We start from the raw sequence: 17,749 nt of genomic DNA on the forward strand, positions 1-17,749 counted from the left end.
TGTTTCAACTATTTCAGATTGCCGACAAAGAAGGTAGCAAATTCGCGGTCCCGCTCCTGGGTTCTCACCACAATGGTGTACCAGCCTGTTTTCGGGAAGGTGACCTTGAAATTACTGCTCACCAGTTCAGCGTAGCTTAGCTTCTGCTTCACCAGCTTCAGCTGTCCTTCGCGGTACAGACCAGGGTAATACAGAATATCGAACGTTCCTGCCTGATTGACCTTGTCTACTCCGCCTACCTTCATCAGGTTGAAGCCGGATACCTTGAAGGTAATGGTGTTGGTATTGAACAATGCAGATTCGCCGGAGGAAGCCGAGATTAAGGTATCGTTACCGAAGACCAGTAATCCGCCGTCCTTCACGACCACCACATCCTGATAGACCACCGACTTATTGCCTACCTGATCAACCGCTGTATATGTGGCGCGCTGGCGTCCAAGCTTGCTCAGATCCAGCCCGCTGACCGATACTTTCACGTTAGCCTCAGCCGATACATTATCAGATACGGTGAACCCGCCGAGATCCGTACGGAAGTTAAAGTCTTTCTTGTTCTGAACAATCCCTACTGTTTCCTTGTTCAGTGCCAGCTCAGGTGCTGTGTTATCAAGTCCGGCAATGGTTACCGGAACCTTGTTCACATTGCCCAGCAGATCCGAGATGGCAATGACCGCTGAACCGCTGTTCTCAAAAGCACGCGAGTAGCTGTACGTTCCATCCGCTTTACTGATCTGGTTCGTATAGGCGGCTCCACCCTCAATAGGTCTTACGCCTGAGAACATCTGGTTAGGGGCAGCAACTGTGCCGCTAAGCGTAACCTTCACTTTGCCTTTGGCATATTTCTGTCCGCCGATGGTAACAATCTGATCAGCCGGAACCGCTTTGCCTTCGGCATCTACAAAGGTATAAGCCACTTTATCCGGTACTGGCGGTGCAGAGAGAATATTCGTTACCTTCTCTTTGATAACTGTCGTATTGCCGTACACATCCACCACAGTGAATGAAGCTGTTCCATTCTCCATGAGTGTAATGCTCTTATCGGCACTGATAATGTTGAACGCTTTAGCGGATGCATCCGCCTTCTCTACCGTAACCGTAACTCCGGTAGAGAACAGCACATTGCCGCTGTTATCCTTCAGGGTGCCGAAGGTCTGGCTTCCATTCTCGCCATATTGGTAGGAACGGACTACTTTCACCCTTGGCACTTCCTTGCTGATGTTCGCAACCGTAGCTTTAACCGTATTGATATTTCCGGCAGCATCCTTAATTTCGAATTCGAATTCGCCATTCTCCGTGAAGGTATAGGCTGTCTTGCCGCCATTGTTCACAACCGTCACCGGCTCAGAGGTGCTCTGGAGAAGGGCAACCACATTACCGTTCGTGCTCTCCATGTATGAATATTCAATGGTCCCTTCGGGAGCAGTACCGTCAATATTCTTCACGACCAGATACAGAGTATCTGTCCGGTCCGGATCACTGAGATCGGTCAGATCGAAGCTGTAGTAACCATTCTCATAGATCTTGAAAGAATTCCCTGTCCGCACAGGTACCGAGGGATTAATCTTCGATGGCATTACCCGGATACCCGGCGGGACCGTGATCTCAATATCCGCTCCAACCTTGGCATTGACCGGGCTGTTCACGCTGAGTGAAGCAAGCGCATAGACCGGCTGCAGGCTGGTGGACGCTCCATCGATATCAAGCTTGGCCGCTTTGCTGATCAGACCGCCCGGCGTTCTGTATTTAACCCATACCTGAACCTCCTCAGGCTTACTCGTCGGAACCTTCACTGCTACGAAGTTGGTGTAAGGCTTCCAGTTCAGCCAACTCACACCGTTATCCGGTGACACTGAATATTCATAACCGGTCTTGTCGTCTGTTTCGAGGCTAAGCTTCACAATGGCCGTGTAGCCGTCCACTGTATCACCGGACAAATAGATCAGAGAAGACTTGGCATCCGACACCGGCGCATCCGGCTTGGTCGTTGCCGAGACCTTGAAGGTTCCTGCACTTGCCTTGATCGTGCTGTTGCCAGCTCCGTCAACCGCGAGTACATACAAGCGGAACTCAGAGATTTCTCCCGATTTCAGCGAGTTGTCGTCGATGGATACGGAGCCGCCTGCCGGGACGTCTTTCCATTCTGTGGAAGACTCGTCAGGCACTTTTGCACCTGCATCTTGTCTGACCCACTGATACTTGCTGACCAGTCCTGTTTTGCTATAGAACTCTGACACGCTGATCTTCGTCTTCTGCAGCGGCAGCGGGTATGCAACACTATCAGGGCTGAAATACACTACCGGTGCTTCATTGTCAAAATAATAAGCCTTCGAATAGTAGTACGTTTTGTCGCTGTGCTTCACCATAAGATGAATGTATTGCGTTCCGTTCAACACTGTTTTAGCAGCAGGAATGTCATAGCTGTAAGTGGCTTCACTTACAGAAGCGCCAAGGCCCTTGGCTGCCAGCTTGGCATCGGGGCTGACTTCTGGTGTCACTGAAGGCTCAGCACCGTTATCCGGTGCCGGTGTCTCTTCCGGTTCAAGCGGCGTCAGTGAAGGCGCTTCTGGCCCGGAGGACAGGAATTTCATAAGGGCCACCGGCCCGATGCTTGCTGTAACTTCCGGTGTGGCCGAAGGACTTGGCTCTGTAGGAGCACCAGACGCTTCCGGCTCCGATCCGTCTTCAATTAAGCTTTTCTCAGACAGTGGGGACATGCCGGATGACTTGGAGACCTCCAGTCCGGTAAATTTACTATCATTATCAGGACGAATGGAGCTGTCGCTGATGGCGTAGCCTACATAATCGGGATGCACACCGCTGATCCGGAACGTAACATCATGACTTTTGACATAGTTAGGATTGGCTTCCGGTGTGAACTCTGTCGGAATAGCCGCCTCTGAACTCACGACTACCGCTCTTTCCTGCGGAGTCTTGATCGTCTCATTGCCCGCTTTATCCAGCGCCTTCAGATAGAGCCAGTACGAGCCGTCCTCATCAATATCCTCATAGGTAGACCGGGTAACGGTTGAGCCGGTGTAGGTCGTATCCGCCCACTTGTCGCTCGCCGGAGAATCCCCGTCCTTCACCCATTGGTACTGCACGCTGCTCACTCCGCTATGCGGGTCCTTCACCAGAGCCTGTACCGTAGCGGTATCTTCGCCGGCCATCGTAATGGAAGGTCCCTGGTTGTCCAGCTTGAGAATGCCTACTTCATGCTTCCAGTTGGAGTCGTCATTCTTGAAATCTTTAACCGGCCATACAGTCAGATCACCGTATTGTCCAACGGCTGCCAGTGCCTGATTGTCAGCATAGAAGATTTTATCTGCCTCTGAACCCGGTGCCTCTGCTTTCCAGGCATCATACAGTTCTTGATGGGTTGCCACGTAAGCTTTTTTCTTCTCATACTGCATCAATTCTCTGGCAGAATCCCAGGACATATCGGCCGTCCAGGTATGCAGATACCACTCGCCGCTGTTCCCAGCCTCGAAGGCTTCCGCCGGAGGAGCAAGCAGGTTTGTCTTGTTGTTCACTACTGACAGCTCTATATTTTCGAACTCTCCCGGATATAGCTCATCCGACGGCTGTTTGGCGGAGAGTGCATAACGCTTGAGCGCTGCATAATGATCTCCGGCTACCCCGGCGAACGGATCAGCCTTATCCTGACTCCACCAGTAGTACACCAGCCCTACAGATGGGGAGGCTTCCGCACTCATATTGGAAGGACGGTAGATTCCGCGGCTCGGCCGTTCCGTACCGCGGTCACCTACGGTAGGATCAAGATGCGGTACTTTAATAGAAGGATCGTTGGCGTCAATCGTAACCTTACCTTTTTTGGCATAGGTTGTATCCGTTGCTCCGCCTGTCTCGAACCGGTACCCGATCACCGGCTCCGTATTGTCAATGAACAGGTTCGCCCAGTCAATCTTGGAGTTGGCAAGTGAGAAGTCACCGCCCTCAATACCAGCGATCTTCTCTTCATGGATTCCATCGAAGTTCGCAGGCTGAATTAACAGGTTCCCTGCGTAATCCTGGATAACATCGGTATCCATCTGGATCGGCTCACTGCCGCCCTTGGCATCATTAGATATAGCAACAGCCTTAAGGAGCGGGGTTTCCACAGTTTTGCCATCAGGCACAGTCATGCGGAAGCTCCAATTTGGTGTATTTCGACCTGCAACATAATAGGCTTTCATTCCGTTATTGAAGAGGATGAAGGTCTTCTTCTCATCCCAGCCGGTTTTGGCAATCGCCTCTTCCGTCATCTGGAGGGTGAAGTCAATCACATCTCCCTTATTCAGCGTAACTCCCGTCAGAATCTCCGGCTGAATGCCGTTCGCGGTCTTGGAATACTTCGGACGCACGGCATCGACAATGACGCGGAAGCCGCCCCGGTCGAAGTCAAACGGGTTCCCGCTTTTCCGGTCCAGCCAGGCATTGCTGCCGCTGCTCGGTACGGTGTTGAGATTGACAACCGCTTTATTCCCTGCCGCATCGCTGAGCACGGCTTCTTTCAATTTATTATCCAGCGACAGATCCATCTGCGCTCCGCCTGTAGTTCCTCCAGTAATCAAGGGTTTCAGCGGATTATTACCGCTGTTATGGAAAGGAACACCCGTATATCTGTAGGCAATTTTTTTCTGGTAGGAATCGAGATTGTTCTCGTTAAAGGATATATTCTGCAGATACTGCTGCTGTCCGGCTGCCGGAAGTCCGGTGCCCGGATCATTAATGAACAGCTTGTGCCGCAGGAAATAATCAGAGTTCGCCTTTACCACCGAAGTCGGTCTGACCGGCTCGCTGAAATTGTAGCTGAGCGTGATGTTCTCGTCTCTTTTGACATACAGCTCTTTCTGGTTAATATTCTCGTTGAGCCGTTCTGCACCGTTGCCGGTAAAGGTATAGTTATCAATCACCGGACGCTTGAGATCCTGGAACTTGAGGTAGAATCCGCGCACACCCGCTGCTTCACCGTCATCATCGCCTTCGCCCCAGACTCTAACGGTAATCACAGAATTAGGTTTGATGATAGCCTTGGCCGACTTGTTATACCTCTGGCTGCTGCCGGTTCGTTCATTGATAATATTTTTCCCGTCAATATTTACTGTAATGGACGACTGACGGGTCCATAAGAACCCGGAGTGACGCCGCAGCACGGCGAACCCTGTAAGCATCTCGGCATGTCCGCTCTCCGCCATATTCTTCAGAAGCGGATTGTCGGCTACCTTCACCTCGAATTGAACCGTTGCTTCATTATCGTCGACACCCGCAAAGATATCTCCCTTAGCCCAGTCGTACTTGGCGTCTTTATCTTCCTCTGTCTGCTTAAAGCCTTGCACCTTGGTATAAAAGTTAAGAAACGTATTGTCCGCAGGGTAACTTAGATTTCCGACATGTTGTCCGTTTGGAAACGTAACCTCATAATCATCACCCGCAGCCTCTGCCAGTCCGCTGAAGGAACTGGGTATTAACGATAACAACATACTAAGAATCAAGCTTAGCGAGGTATATCTCTTCAATCTCCTGCTCATTAACAATTGGTGCTCCCCCTTATTCGTTCATCATTTCCTGTCCGGCATGCAGCAAGCTTCGCTGTAGCATAGATTCACTCCCTGTGCTTCCGCATTCTCCTTTCGCCCTGCCCTCCCGTGGACAAAAAATACTAGTTATAAACTACCTATTTTTTCATATCTGCGTTTATTCTATCAGGCGGCTCTAAACAAACTCTTAACAATTCTCGACAAAAGCTGCGTCAAACGCCCCGAAATAGGGTTAATACACTCGAAAAACGAAAAAAGTCCTGATTTTTAAGAGAAAATATCTAAAAACACAAAAAACCGCACTGAGAACGGCTCAGTTACGGTGGGAATGGGTTCAACTTGCAAACCCTTAAATACTGGTAGTATCCTATCCAGATACCAGCTTATCCAGATACCAACTAAAATCAGTGATGTCGATATCATCTTGCACTATCATTTTCTTTCTTGCTATCGATAGACAAAACATGAATTGCTTCTTACTGTCATCCGGTAATTTTCAGACATGGCCCAGCAGTGCTAAATCATTCGTCAAACTTGTTGATCCAGTACATCGAATTTTCTGTAGTAGACAAGGATTTAAGTACATATAGTGTCTCTTTCTTTTTCTGTTGAAAAGTTTCCGTTAGCTTTTCGGGAGCGATATCGCTTATATCTTCCAACATACAACATTCTTCAAACAATTCAATTATGCTCTGGTTGGCACTATTTTGTTTTAAAAGTTGTGCTATGTAAGGGCGATAGAGATAAGTGTGCGCTTCTTCAAATGTCAATACTCCCTCCATAAGGGAATCAAGCATACCAAGATTTAATATACATAAAAACTTTTGAATTTCTTCCGATTGGTTCAATTCAATATTCAAATTCATGTCAACACCCCTTAACTTAAGTCATCCCATGAATCCTTACAGGTGATTTGTAACTCATACTTTCCTCGGGGTAAGCTCTTCCTGTTTATAGTTCCACCAATCCAGTTGTTCATAATAAATCCTTTTGGCCCAGTAGTCTGGTCCTTCGTGAAATACAATATCATCTTCAGAAGTGAAATCTTTTCCTTCCCAGTACAAGTTAATTCTTTGAAAAGCTTCGTCTTCAGAAATCTTTGCAATATCCATCATGTTTAAAACAATGTCAAGACAGTAGATCTCCGTTGTAATGCACGTTGGAAACTTCAATTGATTTTTGACCATCATAAACCTCATACATTCCTTCACGCCCCCTCTCGATCGGTAAGCAAACAAAATAATAAAGAACAGGTCAATTACGGTGGCATCTGACCATACTCAACCTGTTTAATGTAACGGAATAGCGTTATTTAAATTATAAAGCTAAAGCATTTGATGTGCGGTTATTTTCAAAACTCATTCGGTTAACATATTTAAAAACTCATCAAAGCTGTTACTTGTAGAATATGTTACAGGGTCTAATTCTGAAGATTCTTCATGATTCCAAACGCAAACAGATGGCTCTGTTTTACCAGTATTTCTATAGTCTAAACACACAAAATCACCTGCAAATAGAACAGCAATTGGTAATAACTCAGTACCTACTAAGTTTTCGTCTACACCAATTCTCTCATCTAACTGGGTTCTAACTACTCCTATATCGTAAAATTCATCTTCCCTCTCCCCAGTTACCTTCAAGATACATAAAAACCTATCAATAGCATAACTATGGTTGTCACACTTAAAACTATTTTTCACAGGAGAAGCACCATTAAATTTTTTAATAAATTCTTTATATTGATCTGGCAATTTAATTCTCCACTTATTTTCTTTTTCAGTCAGCAGAACATCATCTGGCAATGGATATATTATAGTTTCATCCTTAACTTCCATGTCTCTACCTCTTGGGTAACTCCTTTATTGGTATTCCACCGTGCCTAAGTATTTCAGGTAATTGGATGAAAATGTAGCTTCAGCAATCTGCCCAGTATACTTAAAGTTATAAAGTAAAATAACTGCATTAATATCGTTTGATAACTCTTCCTGAACTAGTGTATTAAATTTCGGGGCAATTTGATCATCATAAGAGAATCCTTCAAGTAATAGATTTAGGTTATTACTTGCTTCTTCATAATATTCTGCTTCTCTTACTGCATCATCATATCTGCGAATCTCAAAGTGATTAGCAAATATGGATGGGATAAAATCTCCTTCATCGGAATAAGAGACCATAAGTAATCTGTCCAATTCCTCGAAAGATTTAACATTGCCAACCCACAAAGACACGAATCCTTCTTGTTCCATGTTAAGCCTCCCTAAGGTTTTAATCCATCAGGTAGAGCATCTACCCCACCCTCAAATCTATAATTAGCCCAGTTCTGTAGCCTTCTTCTAAACATATCATAATCAGTAGACGAATCAATAATTTCTAGCAATTCATTATGTGCTTTTGTTGAGCCTTTCCCACCATGCTTACCAGTGGGATTCACAAATTTAGTCTCGCTTATAAGCGTCCTCATTTCAGCAATTTGTTCGCTTGTTACTCCCCATCTTTTGAATACGTCTGCTCTTGATACCAAATGCCACTCATGTAATCCTCCTGGATGTCTGAGTCGATCTTTTATAGTATCTCTTAGTTTAGGGTCTGCCCACACTGTATTAAATTCATCAGGAGTCAGTGAATTGAACCAATCATCAAACTCACCGTCTTTAACAGTTGGAACAGAATCAAGTACATCCCCTCTCCCCTCACTCCGCCAAACCTGCCCCGGCATCTCTACCGGGCCGGGACCACCCGGCGTTGCCGGGATTAACCGGTTCGGGTAAGGGTTCATCCCTGGAAAATCCCGATTTTTTAAAACATCCGGCACTTTCTTCACCGCATCGGTCAGCGGGTCCATTACCGCGTCGGCCAGCTTGCCAACTACGCCGCTCTTGGCGATAGGTACGCCGGGGACGAGGATAGATGCAGCGTTGCCGAGCATTTCGGCTTTTTGCTCCGGGGTGCCTTCATTGAAATTATGGTACATGGCTTTGGCCGCATCTACCAGTACTTCAGGGTGATTGACAAGATAGTTCACCTTGTCCATCGTCTCTTGGGTCGTCTTCTCCGGGTCGATGACGAAGTCAAACGCGAACTTGGCGGTGTCTACCACGCCCATGACGGTAGACTCGATCAGGCCGCCAGCGAAGGCCCGGGTCACCTGATCCGTCTGCACCACTATTTTGCGCCATTTGGTCATGCCGTAGGTGTCTTCTGCCCAGGCAGAATACGCGGTGGGCACGACTGGAGAATGTATATTTGGATCATAGACCTTCTCCCTGAAATAAGTATAGGTCGTCTCGTTCTCTTTGTTCTCTGCTGTGATCGGCGTGCCGTCCGGCAACGTCACTGGCGGGCCATGGAGCCGCTTATACTCTGCCACCTGACGCTCCAGCTCGCGAATCTGTTCCGCTCGAACCACCGCTGCCTCGATGTCCTTATAATTAATCTTCGCCCACGCGCGGTATTGCTCATTCACCAGTCCCAAGGTGATGGCGAACCGCAGTTCATCACTGGCGGGTACCGTCGACCCGTCCGTCCGCAGCGGATTATAGGTGCAGGCCGATAAGGGGGAACCCTTGTATTGCGTCCGCAGGTCGGTCCTCGCATAGAAGCCCGGGTCCACGCCCAGCTTCTGCAGCAGCTCCCGCTGACGTTCCGCATGTTCATTCGCGGACTTCATATAGGCTTTGTTACCATACTTCTCATAGACAGAGTACGCCGCTTGACTTCGCCTGATTTCCCGCAGCGCCACCGCAATCTTGGACAATTGTGCCCGCGCCTGCTGCTGTGCGGCGGGACTGCCGGATGACCTCTGCTGGAACAGCTCCGATATGACTGCATCTGCTGCAAGAGGCTGCAATTGCCTGTCCACCGAAGCGTCCCTGACGTTCCGCAGCAGATCTCGAATCATGCGGCTAAGGGTGGGCGGATGACGAAGGACATCCTGCAAACCACTCGCGGCCTGATCCCGAATGCCTTGCAGCCACCAGCTGAACATACTGCCTGCCTGCTTCCAGGTGAAGGCCGGTGTGGCCTTTAACAGACTCTGAGAACATGACACCTTCAAACGTATCTTCATCAGGGTCTAAATCATCAGGGAATAGACATACTGCTGCATTAGTTTACAAATCAGCAAAGATGATTTATCAACAACCTCCTCTAAAGTTTTTCATTAGGTTTTAAAAACAGAAATTCTCTACGTTTGATAATTTCTTTGAAGTTCTCATTATCCCAAAATCCAGTATTATTATTAATATAGATCACTTCATTTAATCTCACTAAATAAACTGTATCGCCATTAAACTCAAAAATGCAGTTAGTGCTGACCTTATCCATGATTTCAAAAACAATAGTTAACATATTAACTATTGCTTTTTCCCATTCAAAGAACTTGTTAATTCTAAAACTTAAATCTTGTCGATTGATGAATTCATCCAAGAAGTACTCGGACTCATAACCGTAAAGTGACTTTGAAGTATCCATTAGCGTCAATGAAAATCCAAGCCTATCATATGTTTCAGTTATTCGAACCCCTTCTGACATTTTTTCAATTTTGTTCACGTCTAGTATTACACCCAATTTTTCCAGTTCAATACTGATATCAGTATTGGATAATTGTATCTCTTCTAACATAAATGAATATTCTAAAGCCATGAGTATTCCCCCGTTTTATGGAAGTAAGTCAATTACCTTTTTATCTTTAGTTATTACGATAACTTCATCTAAATTCTTTATAGGCCAATCAGTGAATTGCTTTTTCAGTTCACTTAGATTTCCATTCCAGTCTCCAAGATTGAGTACAATTCTTCTTGTTTGGCCTTCTTTAATTTTCTTCTTCTCTAGTTGTGAAGCGATACCACGTGGACTTGTCGTATCTTTAGGTGAATAACAATCAAATATAGTTTCATTGATTAAATAGTCAGGATCTTTATTAGTATCCGGTATTTTTGGATTCTGCTCAATATCATATCCGTTTTTAGCTAAAATCTCGGCTGCTTCATTCTCTCGTGACAACGAACGCTTAGTCTCTAAATCCATATTTTCTCTTATTGTAGTTTTATACCCTTTTGGCTGTGCATTTGGATTAGTAGCATTTATTGGCCTTGTTACTTGCCCAGGCCTTCCCCAATGTCCTCCACCTTCTGTTTGACTTGGAATTCCCCCCCTCCCCTCACTCCGCCACACCTGCCCCGGCACCTCGACCGGGCCAGGACCGCCCGGCGTTGCCGGGATCAGCCGGTTCGGGTAAGGGTTCATCCCTGGAAAATCCCAATTTTTCATAACATCCGGTACTTTCTTCACTGCATCGGTCAGCGGGTCCATCACTGCGTCGGCCAGCTTGCCGACTACGCCGCTCTTGGCGATAGGTACGCCGGGGACGAGGATGGACGCAGCGTTGCCGAGCATTTCTGCCTTTTGCTCCGGGGTGCCTTCATTGAAATCATGGTACATGGCTTTGGCCGCATCCACCAGAACTTCGGGGTGATTGACGAGATAGTTCACCTTGTCGATCGTTTCCTGGGTCGTTTTCTCCGGGTCGATGACGAAGTCAAAAGCGAACTTAGCGGTGTCCACCGCCCCCATGACGGTAGATTTGATCAGGCCGCCTACGAAGGCTTGGGTTACCTGATCGGCCTGCACCACTATTTTGCGCCATTTGGTCATGCCGTAGGTGTCTTCCGCCCAGGCAGAATACGCGGTGGGCACGACTGGAGAATGTATATTTGGATCATAGACCTTCTCCATGAAATAAGTATAGGTTGTCTCGTTCTCTTTGTTCTCTGCTGTGATCGGCGTGCCGTCTGGCAACGTCACCGGCGGCCCATGGAGCCGCTTATATTCTGCCACCTGACGTTCCAGCTCGCGAATCTGTTCCGCTCGAACTACCGCTGCTTCGATGTCCTTGTAATTCGCTTTTGCCCACTCGCGGTATTGCTCATTCACCAGTCCCAGGGTGATGGCGAACCGCAGCTCATCACTGGCGGGCACCGCCGATCCGTCCGTTAACAGCGGATTATACGTGCAGGCCGATAAGGGGGAGCCCTTGTATTGCGTCCGCAGGTCAGTCTTCGCATAGAAGCCTGGGTCTACGCCCAGCTTTTGTAGCAGCTCCCGCTGACGTTCCGCATGTTCGTTCGCGGACTTCATATAGGCTTTGTTGCCGTACTTCTCATAGACAGAGTATGCCGCCTGACTCCGTCCGATTTCCCGCAACGCCTCCGCAATCTTGGCCAATTGCTCCCGCGCCTGCTGCTGTGCGGCGGGACTGCCGGATGACCTCTGCTGGAACAGCTCCGATATGACTGCATCTGCTGCAAGAGGCTGCAATTGCCTGTCCACCGAAGCGTCCCTGACGTTCCGCAGAAGCTCCTGAATCATGCGGCTAAGCGTGGGCGGATGACGAAGGAGATCCTGAACGCCACGCGCCGCCTGGTCCCGTATGCCTTGCAGCCACTGGCTGAACATACTGCCTGCCTGCTTCCAGGTGAAGGCCGGTGTAGTTTTCATCAGACTCTGCGCCTTCGTTTCGGCCGCTTGATATTGCCCGGCCGCCCAGCGCAAGGCCGATTGCTTACGCTCTATCCGGTCACTAAGCGACTGTGCCTCCCGTACCAGTTCCTGCAGCAACCGGACCGCCTCGCGGGAGGGAGATTGCACATAACCTTCCGGATAAGCAGTCTGGACCGAACGGACCAAACCGCTGGCGCTTCTGTTCATACCGGAGACTTGCTCCTCCAGCACACGGTTCAAACGCTTCAGTCCCTGCTCCAGCTCCAGCATCCGCTTGATCTCCACCTGCTGCTGCATGGTTCACCTCCAGAGTACAAATTCCCCGTCTAGTTATTCAAGTCGTCGAACATGGAGCCCTTCACTGTGATGGTCATGCAGTCCAGTGCCGTAATGCCTTCAATAGAACCTAGAGTGCGATAGGCCAGCTTGCTCTTGCCAAGCTCCACATTCCCAACCGACACTTTAATCGGATATTCACCGTCCGCCATATTGGCGTGGGTATACAGATAGCTGTTCTTCGGGTTGACCACAATCGTAACGCGGGTCTCTTCCGTAATCTGATACATGCTCTGCCCGTTTTTTACGAATTCCTTATACTCAAAAGCCTTATTGCTTCCTGCCGTAGAGGACTGGCTATAGCCTTCCATCACTTTTTTCCAGTATTCATGGGTATCGCCCTTTACGTCCTGTGAATGCTCCAGCTCCACTACCTTTTTGCTGTAGCGGCTGCTATCTGTACTGCGGTCCATTACGGCCAGCAGCACTTCACCATTCACACCCTTTGGATTCTTGGCAGTCAGTACGCCGGTTTTACGGGCAAACCCTCCGCCCTGTTTGGCAAGCGGCTCATTGCTCAGGTTCACGGCGATCTTTTTGTTGTTGATGTAGATCAGGTCATTCTCGTAACGAAAAGAATCAATGACCCGCTGCACCAGCTCTTTATGATCTTCGGTATCGTCCTTGACCGGCTTGTACACCACGGTTTTTACCTTGAAGGAATAGGACCCTGCCGGGTTAAAATAATAGCCCGACTTCACCGGATAGTTGAAGCGCTGCAATTCCCGGTCCGTGGCGAACACGGCTTTGTCATAGCCTGCTTTACCCGCTTGTCCTTCTTTGGCCGCAGTCCGTGAAGTCTGGTATTCTTGGCGCTGCGAACGGTCTGCACTCCAGGCAATGTCACCCATACCTTGCTGCGTAAACGTACGCTTGTATTGTCCATTTACAGCTACAGCCTGATAGGCTTGATTATTCTTATCTAAATGGTACATCCAGCGGATGACATCCACAGGATACGGCTCGGTTCTCCACAGCAGCTTCTTGGATAGAGCGGTTCCGGTGTTCTGCTCGATCTTACTATCTACTACAGGCTCCGGCACTTCCTTGCGTCCATGATAAAAATACATTTCATAGAGCTTCCGGTCCGTCCCCTGCGGGAAGCTGGCGGTTGCCGTCCCGGTCTCTTTCTTTGTGGTGCAGGTGCCATTGCTGCAGCTCGTCACGTCATACTCATAGGTTCTTTGGACTCCGCCCTGGAATTCCACCCGGCCTTCTTTCACGGCAGGGGAGTATGGATTAGCCGGATTCAGCCATTTGCCATGCTCAGGGTCATCACCGAAATCCTTGCGGTCAATCACCGCGCTGACGATGGGCTGGCGCGAAATGCGGCTCCCCGGATCATTCACCACATCGTTGTTAGACACCTTATATTGCCGGAATACATCCGGCGTCGCATTGGTCACATGCAGTTGCCCTGTAGCATTGTTGATCCACTTTCCACGCGGTAAGTACAATTGGGCAACTAACGGTGCGCCGCCGTAGATCGGGAATTCCACCTGCCGGGTCAGCACATTATAGCCCAGCGGCTGCGGCTTCAGCAGCTTGACGGCGATCGGATGCGAATCGAGCACATTATTAGCGAGCTGCTTCTCTTTAGGTGCTTTCCCATCCGGGTTCACACTGAACTTAATTCGCACCTCGCTGTCCGGCATCTTGAAGCTGGCTTTCAGCAGGCGCTCCCCGTTCTTGGGAATGACAAGCTCCCCGCTCCCCTTCTGCGCCTGACCGGTGAACGTCAGCTTCGCCGCTGAAGTATCGATGGCCTTGCCTGTACTCACTTGAATAATCTCCCAACGGAAGGGAGTCTTGATCTCTTCAAGAAAAGAAGAATTTACCCGGATCTGTACTTGTACCTGTTCCCCGGCCTCTGCCTGCAGCGGCAGCTGTTCGAATTCAGCCTTTAAGTCATACTCCTGCTCGACCAATGCCAGCGGTGCAATCGGAATGTCCAAATACGTAATATTCCCGCTGTTATGGGAGATATAGACGGTTCCATACCCCCACGAGAAATACGTAGGCGGCTGGAGCACATGAACATAGTCAATCCACTTGCCGCCCTTGGACGGAGTGGCGTTGTTGGTATAGACCTTCATATTTTGAAGCTCTTTATTCTGATTACGGTACATGAAGTCCTTATACGTACGGTTGCCGCCATATTCAAAATTCAAGCCTTCGATAATAGCCTGCTCAAAGGTCCCGTCCGTGAGATAAGCGGTGAGCTTGGGGTTGTTAGTGTTTTGGTAGCGGTCAAATTTATTTGTGTTAACTTTGAATTTTTGCTGAACGGCATCATCCTCCCAGGATTCCTTAATCAGGGAGAGATTCTGAATCTGCGTCCCGCTCCACCCGGCAAACCAGGGGACATTCTCTGTCGGTACCGAGTTGCCTTCCCTGGTATAGCCGGAATATTCATATATTCCACCGTCCAATTGGATGCCATGACTGGTCCCGTAGACAATCTCATAGTAACGTTCAGCGCCGGAAGCGATCCGTTTTTGCAGCAGATCCTTGCGGTAGCTGCCCTTGGAGGTCTCCTCCTTGAAGTAATCCTTCACACCATATAAGTCCAGGTAATCCTCGTTGGCGAATTTCAGCACTTCGGCCGGAGTGGCCGGCTTCCCGCGTGCATCCGAGTACGTATCCATTTGGAAGACGGCAACAACAACAATGATCGATAGTATGGCTACAACCAGTGCTTTCTTCATCCATCTACACCTATTTTCTGTATATAGTAAAAACCAACGCGTTATATTCGGTAGATGACACATTAATTTTGTATTTTTCATCTTCAAATGTTCTAAAGGGCAGGTTATACTCTACTGTCTTCTTGGGAGCAACATAGGCCAGCATGGCATCTACAGTAGCCGGCTCAATCTTTTGCCGCATAATCGCTTCCGCTTCCTTCATTTGCATGGCATAATCGGCACCCTCGATCTCGAAATCGACCAGAATGACAAGCACGGCCTTGCCCTTGGGAGGATTCTCAGTAGAAGAATTAACCTGAAGCATAGAACCTGTATCTGTATAATAAGTGAATCCGTTGGATGTCTTAGCTGTGCCCTTAGCGGGTGCGGAGCTGATCACAGGTGTCTTGCCATCCGTGGAGATATAAGCGGTGCTGACACTCTGATCCCAGTTGACGCCTACGCCCAGCCCTGCGCTGACGAACTTCAGCGGCACGAACGTTCTGCCGTTCTTCATCAGGGCGGCGGTATCCATCGTCTTCTTGGCGCCATCCAGCGTAAATTGTCTATTCCCGATGACCAGCACCAGCTTCTTGCCGTTCAGTTCCACCGTTACGGTCTTGGAAGCCGGGGTCCAGCCCACCTTCGCCCCGAGCGCTTCACTCACGAAGCGGACAGGCACCTGCACCCGGTTCTGCTTGTCGAGAAAAGGCTGGGCATCCGGGAAGCTGATTTTGGAGCCGTCCACCACCACCCGGACAGACTGGGCGGCATACGTAGAAGCAGGGAATACGGAGCAAAGCAGCAAAACTGTCATGAGCAATGCGATTATTTTTTTCATAAAAAATCATCCTCCTGAATTAGGTATAGCCTCTTATCATCTTAACTCATCCGCCTGTTGCCCTACCGCTCGTGCTTTCTGGCAGTAATCTCTCACTTTCTCTACGATCACCTGATACTCTGCTTGTGCCAGAGCAATCAAACTCAATGTTTCCTCTACTATTCATCTTTGAAAATGGCTCCCAATTGTTCTAAACTTATATTTTCAGGCCAAATAGTTTTATGATTGTAAAAAGCCCCATTAAAAATAACATTGTTTGTCTCCACACTTGATAAGTCTACTTCAGATAAATCGGCACCAGTAAAGTCTACATTTTGAAGGATGGAATTTTTAAAAGATGCTCTCGATAAATCACAATTAATAAATTTCACATTTTTAAGCTTGGAAAACATAAAATTCACTTTCATCATACTAGAATTGGAAAAATCCACTTCCTCAACTTCTGATTCATAAAGAGAAGCTTTTATAGCCTTAGAGTTAGTTGCTTCACATCTCTTAATTATTGAGTAATCCAAATTTGCCTTTGTCAAAATCACGCCATTCATACTGACTTCAAAAAAATTAATTGATGCCAGATTAGAATAATAAAAATCAGTACTGGATAATACACATTTCTGTAATGTTGAGCCTACAAGTACCACATCAGTTAAATTCTTATCAACAAGTTCCAATTCAATTAAAATAGCATCCTCTAAATACAATTGTGTGCCTCTAGATTTTAATTCAATGATCCATAATTGGTGATCCTCAATCATTTTATTTAGTTCTTGCTGAGTTAACATCTGTTATCCCCCTCTTTCCATTCAAGGCCACCAAGGGAATTTCTCCTTTGCTTAATTCATCTTCAATATCTGGCATTGCCTTATCTAATCTAAACCCGCTTTTCTTAGGAGGGTAATTTGAGTTAAATCCCTTTACATCCCACACTCCTCCATTCCCATAGATAAACTCACCACAACCCGAACTGGAGGCCCCTTAAGTTCTCCTCTAACCTTTAATTCAAGCCCAGCCTGACCTTCTATTCTAGTTAATGTTAAAATTATGGTCTGGATTTCTTGCCAAACCTTCATACTCGTCTAGTGTTCTAGCATGATCATTGTGTTTAGAGGTAGCAAGGTAATGTTCGAGGATTAGCTCGACTTGCTCCTGTGACATCGGGTCTTTGACACGCTTGACGAAGATTCCAACAATATCGTCTTTTGCATTGGAAAAATGTCCTAGCACGTTCTCCCGCCGCATCAGAGTTAGGGCTACATTAATGGTAGTCGTTTCATATATGCGCTCACTTCTGTCGCGCCGTGGCATTATACATCCTAACATGGGTGGCGGAACGGTGAGGTAACCCCTCCGTGAGCTAAATAAAATTTAGTTTTTTCTCAAAAGATTCTTTGAACCATTCGTAATTATCTTGGATACGTTTCTTGTCAGCATCCCTTAATTCTAAATATCTTTCTAAAATCGCAGTAAGAAACTCAGATGAAAGTGACTCTCCGAATGGTTGTAAACTATCGGATGATAAATTATCCATTATTGCTCCTATCAAGGTTGCAGATGCTTTTGTTAGTTTTTTGGTGATAATCTCTTTTGCTTTTTCATGGTCAACTTCATAAAGCAAATTAAACGCAACCGCTTGAAGAAATTCATCTCCCAAATCTTCTCCGAGTATTTTGATGCAATAAGGTACTACCATTTCCTTATATCTTATGGAGAGTTCTGTTAACGCTGTAGTAACTTCATCTAAATTTTCTAAGTTAGTTACGATTGAAATAAGTTCAGTATCATCCATACTAGCAATATATGCCTCGTAATTTTCCGACCTATCCAACGCATGTGCTAAATCTTTATTGTCCATA

At 47.5% G+C, this 17,749-nt stretch carries 12 protein-coding genes; all 12 read right to left on the minus strand.

Annotation, left to right across the window (positions count from 1 at the left end; translation table 11 throughout):
* Nucleotides 1-8: 8 nt before the first annotated feature.
* The gene (locus tag NSU18_RS08885) at nucleotides 9-5,525 is read right to left on the minus strand and encodes a hypothetical protein (RefSeq protein WP_341148811.1); all 5,517 of its coding nucleotides are present in this window, start codon (nucleotides 5,523-5,525) and stop codon (nucleotides 9-11) included.
* 530 nt (nucleotides 5,526-6,055) lie between these two features.
* The gene (locus tag NSU18_RS08890; RefSeq protein ID WP_341020368.1) at nucleotides 6,056-6,400 is read right to left on the minus strand and encodes a DUF3969 family protein; all 345 of its coding nucleotides are present in this window, start codon (nucleotides 6,398-6,400) and stop codon (nucleotides 6,056-6,058) included.
* Between the two features lie 54 nt (nucleotides 6,401-6,454).
* Entirely contained in the window at nucleotides 6,455-6,733 is a 279-nt protein-coding gene (locus NSU18_RS08895) for a hypothetical protein (RefSeq protein ID WP_341020366.1), read from the minus strand.
* 159 nt (nucleotides 6,734-6,892) lie between these two features.
* A complete protein-coding gene (locus tag NSU18_RS08900; protein WP_341020364.1) occupies nucleotides 6,893-7,369 on the minus strand; it encodes an SMI1/KNR4 family protein in 477 nt (158 codons plus the stop codon).
* Nucleotides 7,370-7,393: 24 nt separating this feature from the next.
* A complete protein-coding gene (locus NSU18_RS08905) occupies nucleotides 7,394-7,780 on the minus strand; it encodes an immunity 22 family protein (RefSeq protein WP_341020363.1) in 387 nt (128 codons plus the stop codon).
* 11 nt (nucleotides 7,781-7,791) lie between these two features.
* The gene (locus NSU18_RS08910) at nucleotides 7,792-9,600 is read right to left on the minus strand and encodes a hypothetical protein (RefSeq protein WP_341020362.1); all 1,809 of its coding nucleotides are present in this window, start codon (nucleotides 9,598-9,600) and stop codon (nucleotides 7,792-7,794) included.
* Between the two features lie 80 nt (nucleotides 9,601-9,680).
* Nucleotides 9,681-10,175, minus strand: coding sequence for a SitI3 family protein (locus NSU18_RS08915; protein WP_341148812.1), 495 nt, complete (start codon nucleotides 10,173-10,175; stop codon nucleotides 9,681-9,683).
* Between the two features lie 15 nt (nucleotides 10,176-10,190).
* Nucleotides 10,191-12,329 (minus strand): CdiA C-terminal domain-containing protein, encoded by a 2,139-nt coding sequence (locus tag NSU18_RS08920; protein WP_341148813.1) that lies wholly within the window; start codon nucleotides 12,327-12,329, stop codon nucleotides 10,191-10,193.
* A 29-nt stretch (nucleotides 12,330-12,358) separates the two neighbouring features.
* Entirely contained in the window at nucleotides 12,359-15,076 is a 2,718-nt protein-coding gene (locus tag NSU18_RS08925) for a hypothetical protein (protein ID WP_341148814.1), read from the minus strand.
* Between the two features lie 10 nt (nucleotides 15,077-15,086).
* Nucleotides 15,087-15,896, minus strand: a complete 810-nt coding sequence (locus NSU18_RS08930; RefSeq protein WP_341020353.1) for a copper amine oxidase N-terminal domain-containing protein — start codon at nucleotides 15,894-15,896, stop codon at nucleotides 15,087-15,089.
* 158 nt (nucleotides 15,897-16,054) lie between these two features.
* On the minus strand, nucleotides 16,055-16,678 hold the full coding sequence (locus NSU18_RS08935; RefSeq protein WP_341020352.1) for a pentapeptide repeat-containing protein: 624 nt from the start codon (nucleotides 16,676-16,678) through the stop codon (nucleotides 16,055-16,057).
* 572 nt (nucleotides 16,679-17,250) lie between these two features.
* Entirely contained in the window at nucleotides 17,251-17,748 is a 498-nt protein-coding gene (locus NSU18_RS08940) for a hypothetical protein (RefSeq protein WP_341020350.1), read from the minus strand.
* Nucleotide 17,749: the final 1 nt, after the last annotated feature.

The sequence above is a fragment of the Paenibacillus sp. FSL H8-0048 genome (assembly GCF_038002825.1).
Taxonomy (GTDB): domain Bacteria; phylum Bacillota; class Bacilli; order Paenibacillales; family Paenibacillaceae; genus Paenibacillus_AQ.

Coding starts and splice junctions, on each gene's coding strand:
- NSU18_RS08890 (WP_341020368.1), bottom strand. CDS start 6,400: ATGAATTTGAATATTGAATTGAACCAATCGGAAGAAATTCAAAAGTTT.
- NSU18_RS08885 (WP_341148811.1), bottom strand. CDS start 5,525: ATGAGCAGGAGATTGAAGAGATATACCTCGCTAAGCTTGATTCTTAGT.
- NSU18_RS08930 (WP_341020353.1), bottom strand. CDS start 15,896: ATGAAAAAAATAATCGCATTGCTCATGACAGTTTTGCTGCTTTGCTCC.
- NSU18_RS08915 (WP_341148812.1), bottom strand. CDS start 10,175: ATGGCTTTAGAATATTCATTTATGTTAGAAGAGATACAATTATCCAAT.
- NSU18_RS08935 (WP_341020352.1), bottom strand. CDS start 16,678: ATGTTAACTCAGCAAGAACTAAATAAAATGATTGAGGATCACCAATTA.
- NSU18_RS08925 (WP_341148814.1), bottom strand. CDS start 15,076: ATGAAGAAAGCACTGGTTGTAGCCATACTATCGATCATTGTTGTTGTT.
- NSU18_RS08910 (WP_341020362.1), bottom strand. CDS start 9,600: ATGAAGATACGTTTGAAGGTGTCATGTTCTCAGAGTCTGTTAAAGGCC.
- NSU18_RS08940 (WP_341020350.1), bottom strand. CDS start 17,748: ATGGACAATAAAGATTTAGCACATGCGTTGGATAGGTCGGAAAATTAC.
- NSU18_RS08900 (WP_341020364.1), bottom strand. CDS start 7,369: ATGGAAGTTAAGGATGAAACTATAATATATCCATTGCCAGATGATGTT.
- NSU18_RS08895 (WP_341020366.1), bottom strand. CDS start 6,733: ATGAGGTTTATGATGGTCAAAAATCAATTGAAGTTTCCAACGTGCATT.
- NSU18_RS08920 (WP_341148813.1), bottom strand. CDS start 12,329: ATGCAGCAGCAGGTGGAGATCAAGCGGATGCTGGAGCTGGAGCAGGGA.
- NSU18_RS08905 (WP_341020363.1), bottom strand. CDS start 7,780: ATGGAACAAGAAGGATTCGTGTCTTTGTGGGTTGGCAATGTTAAATCT.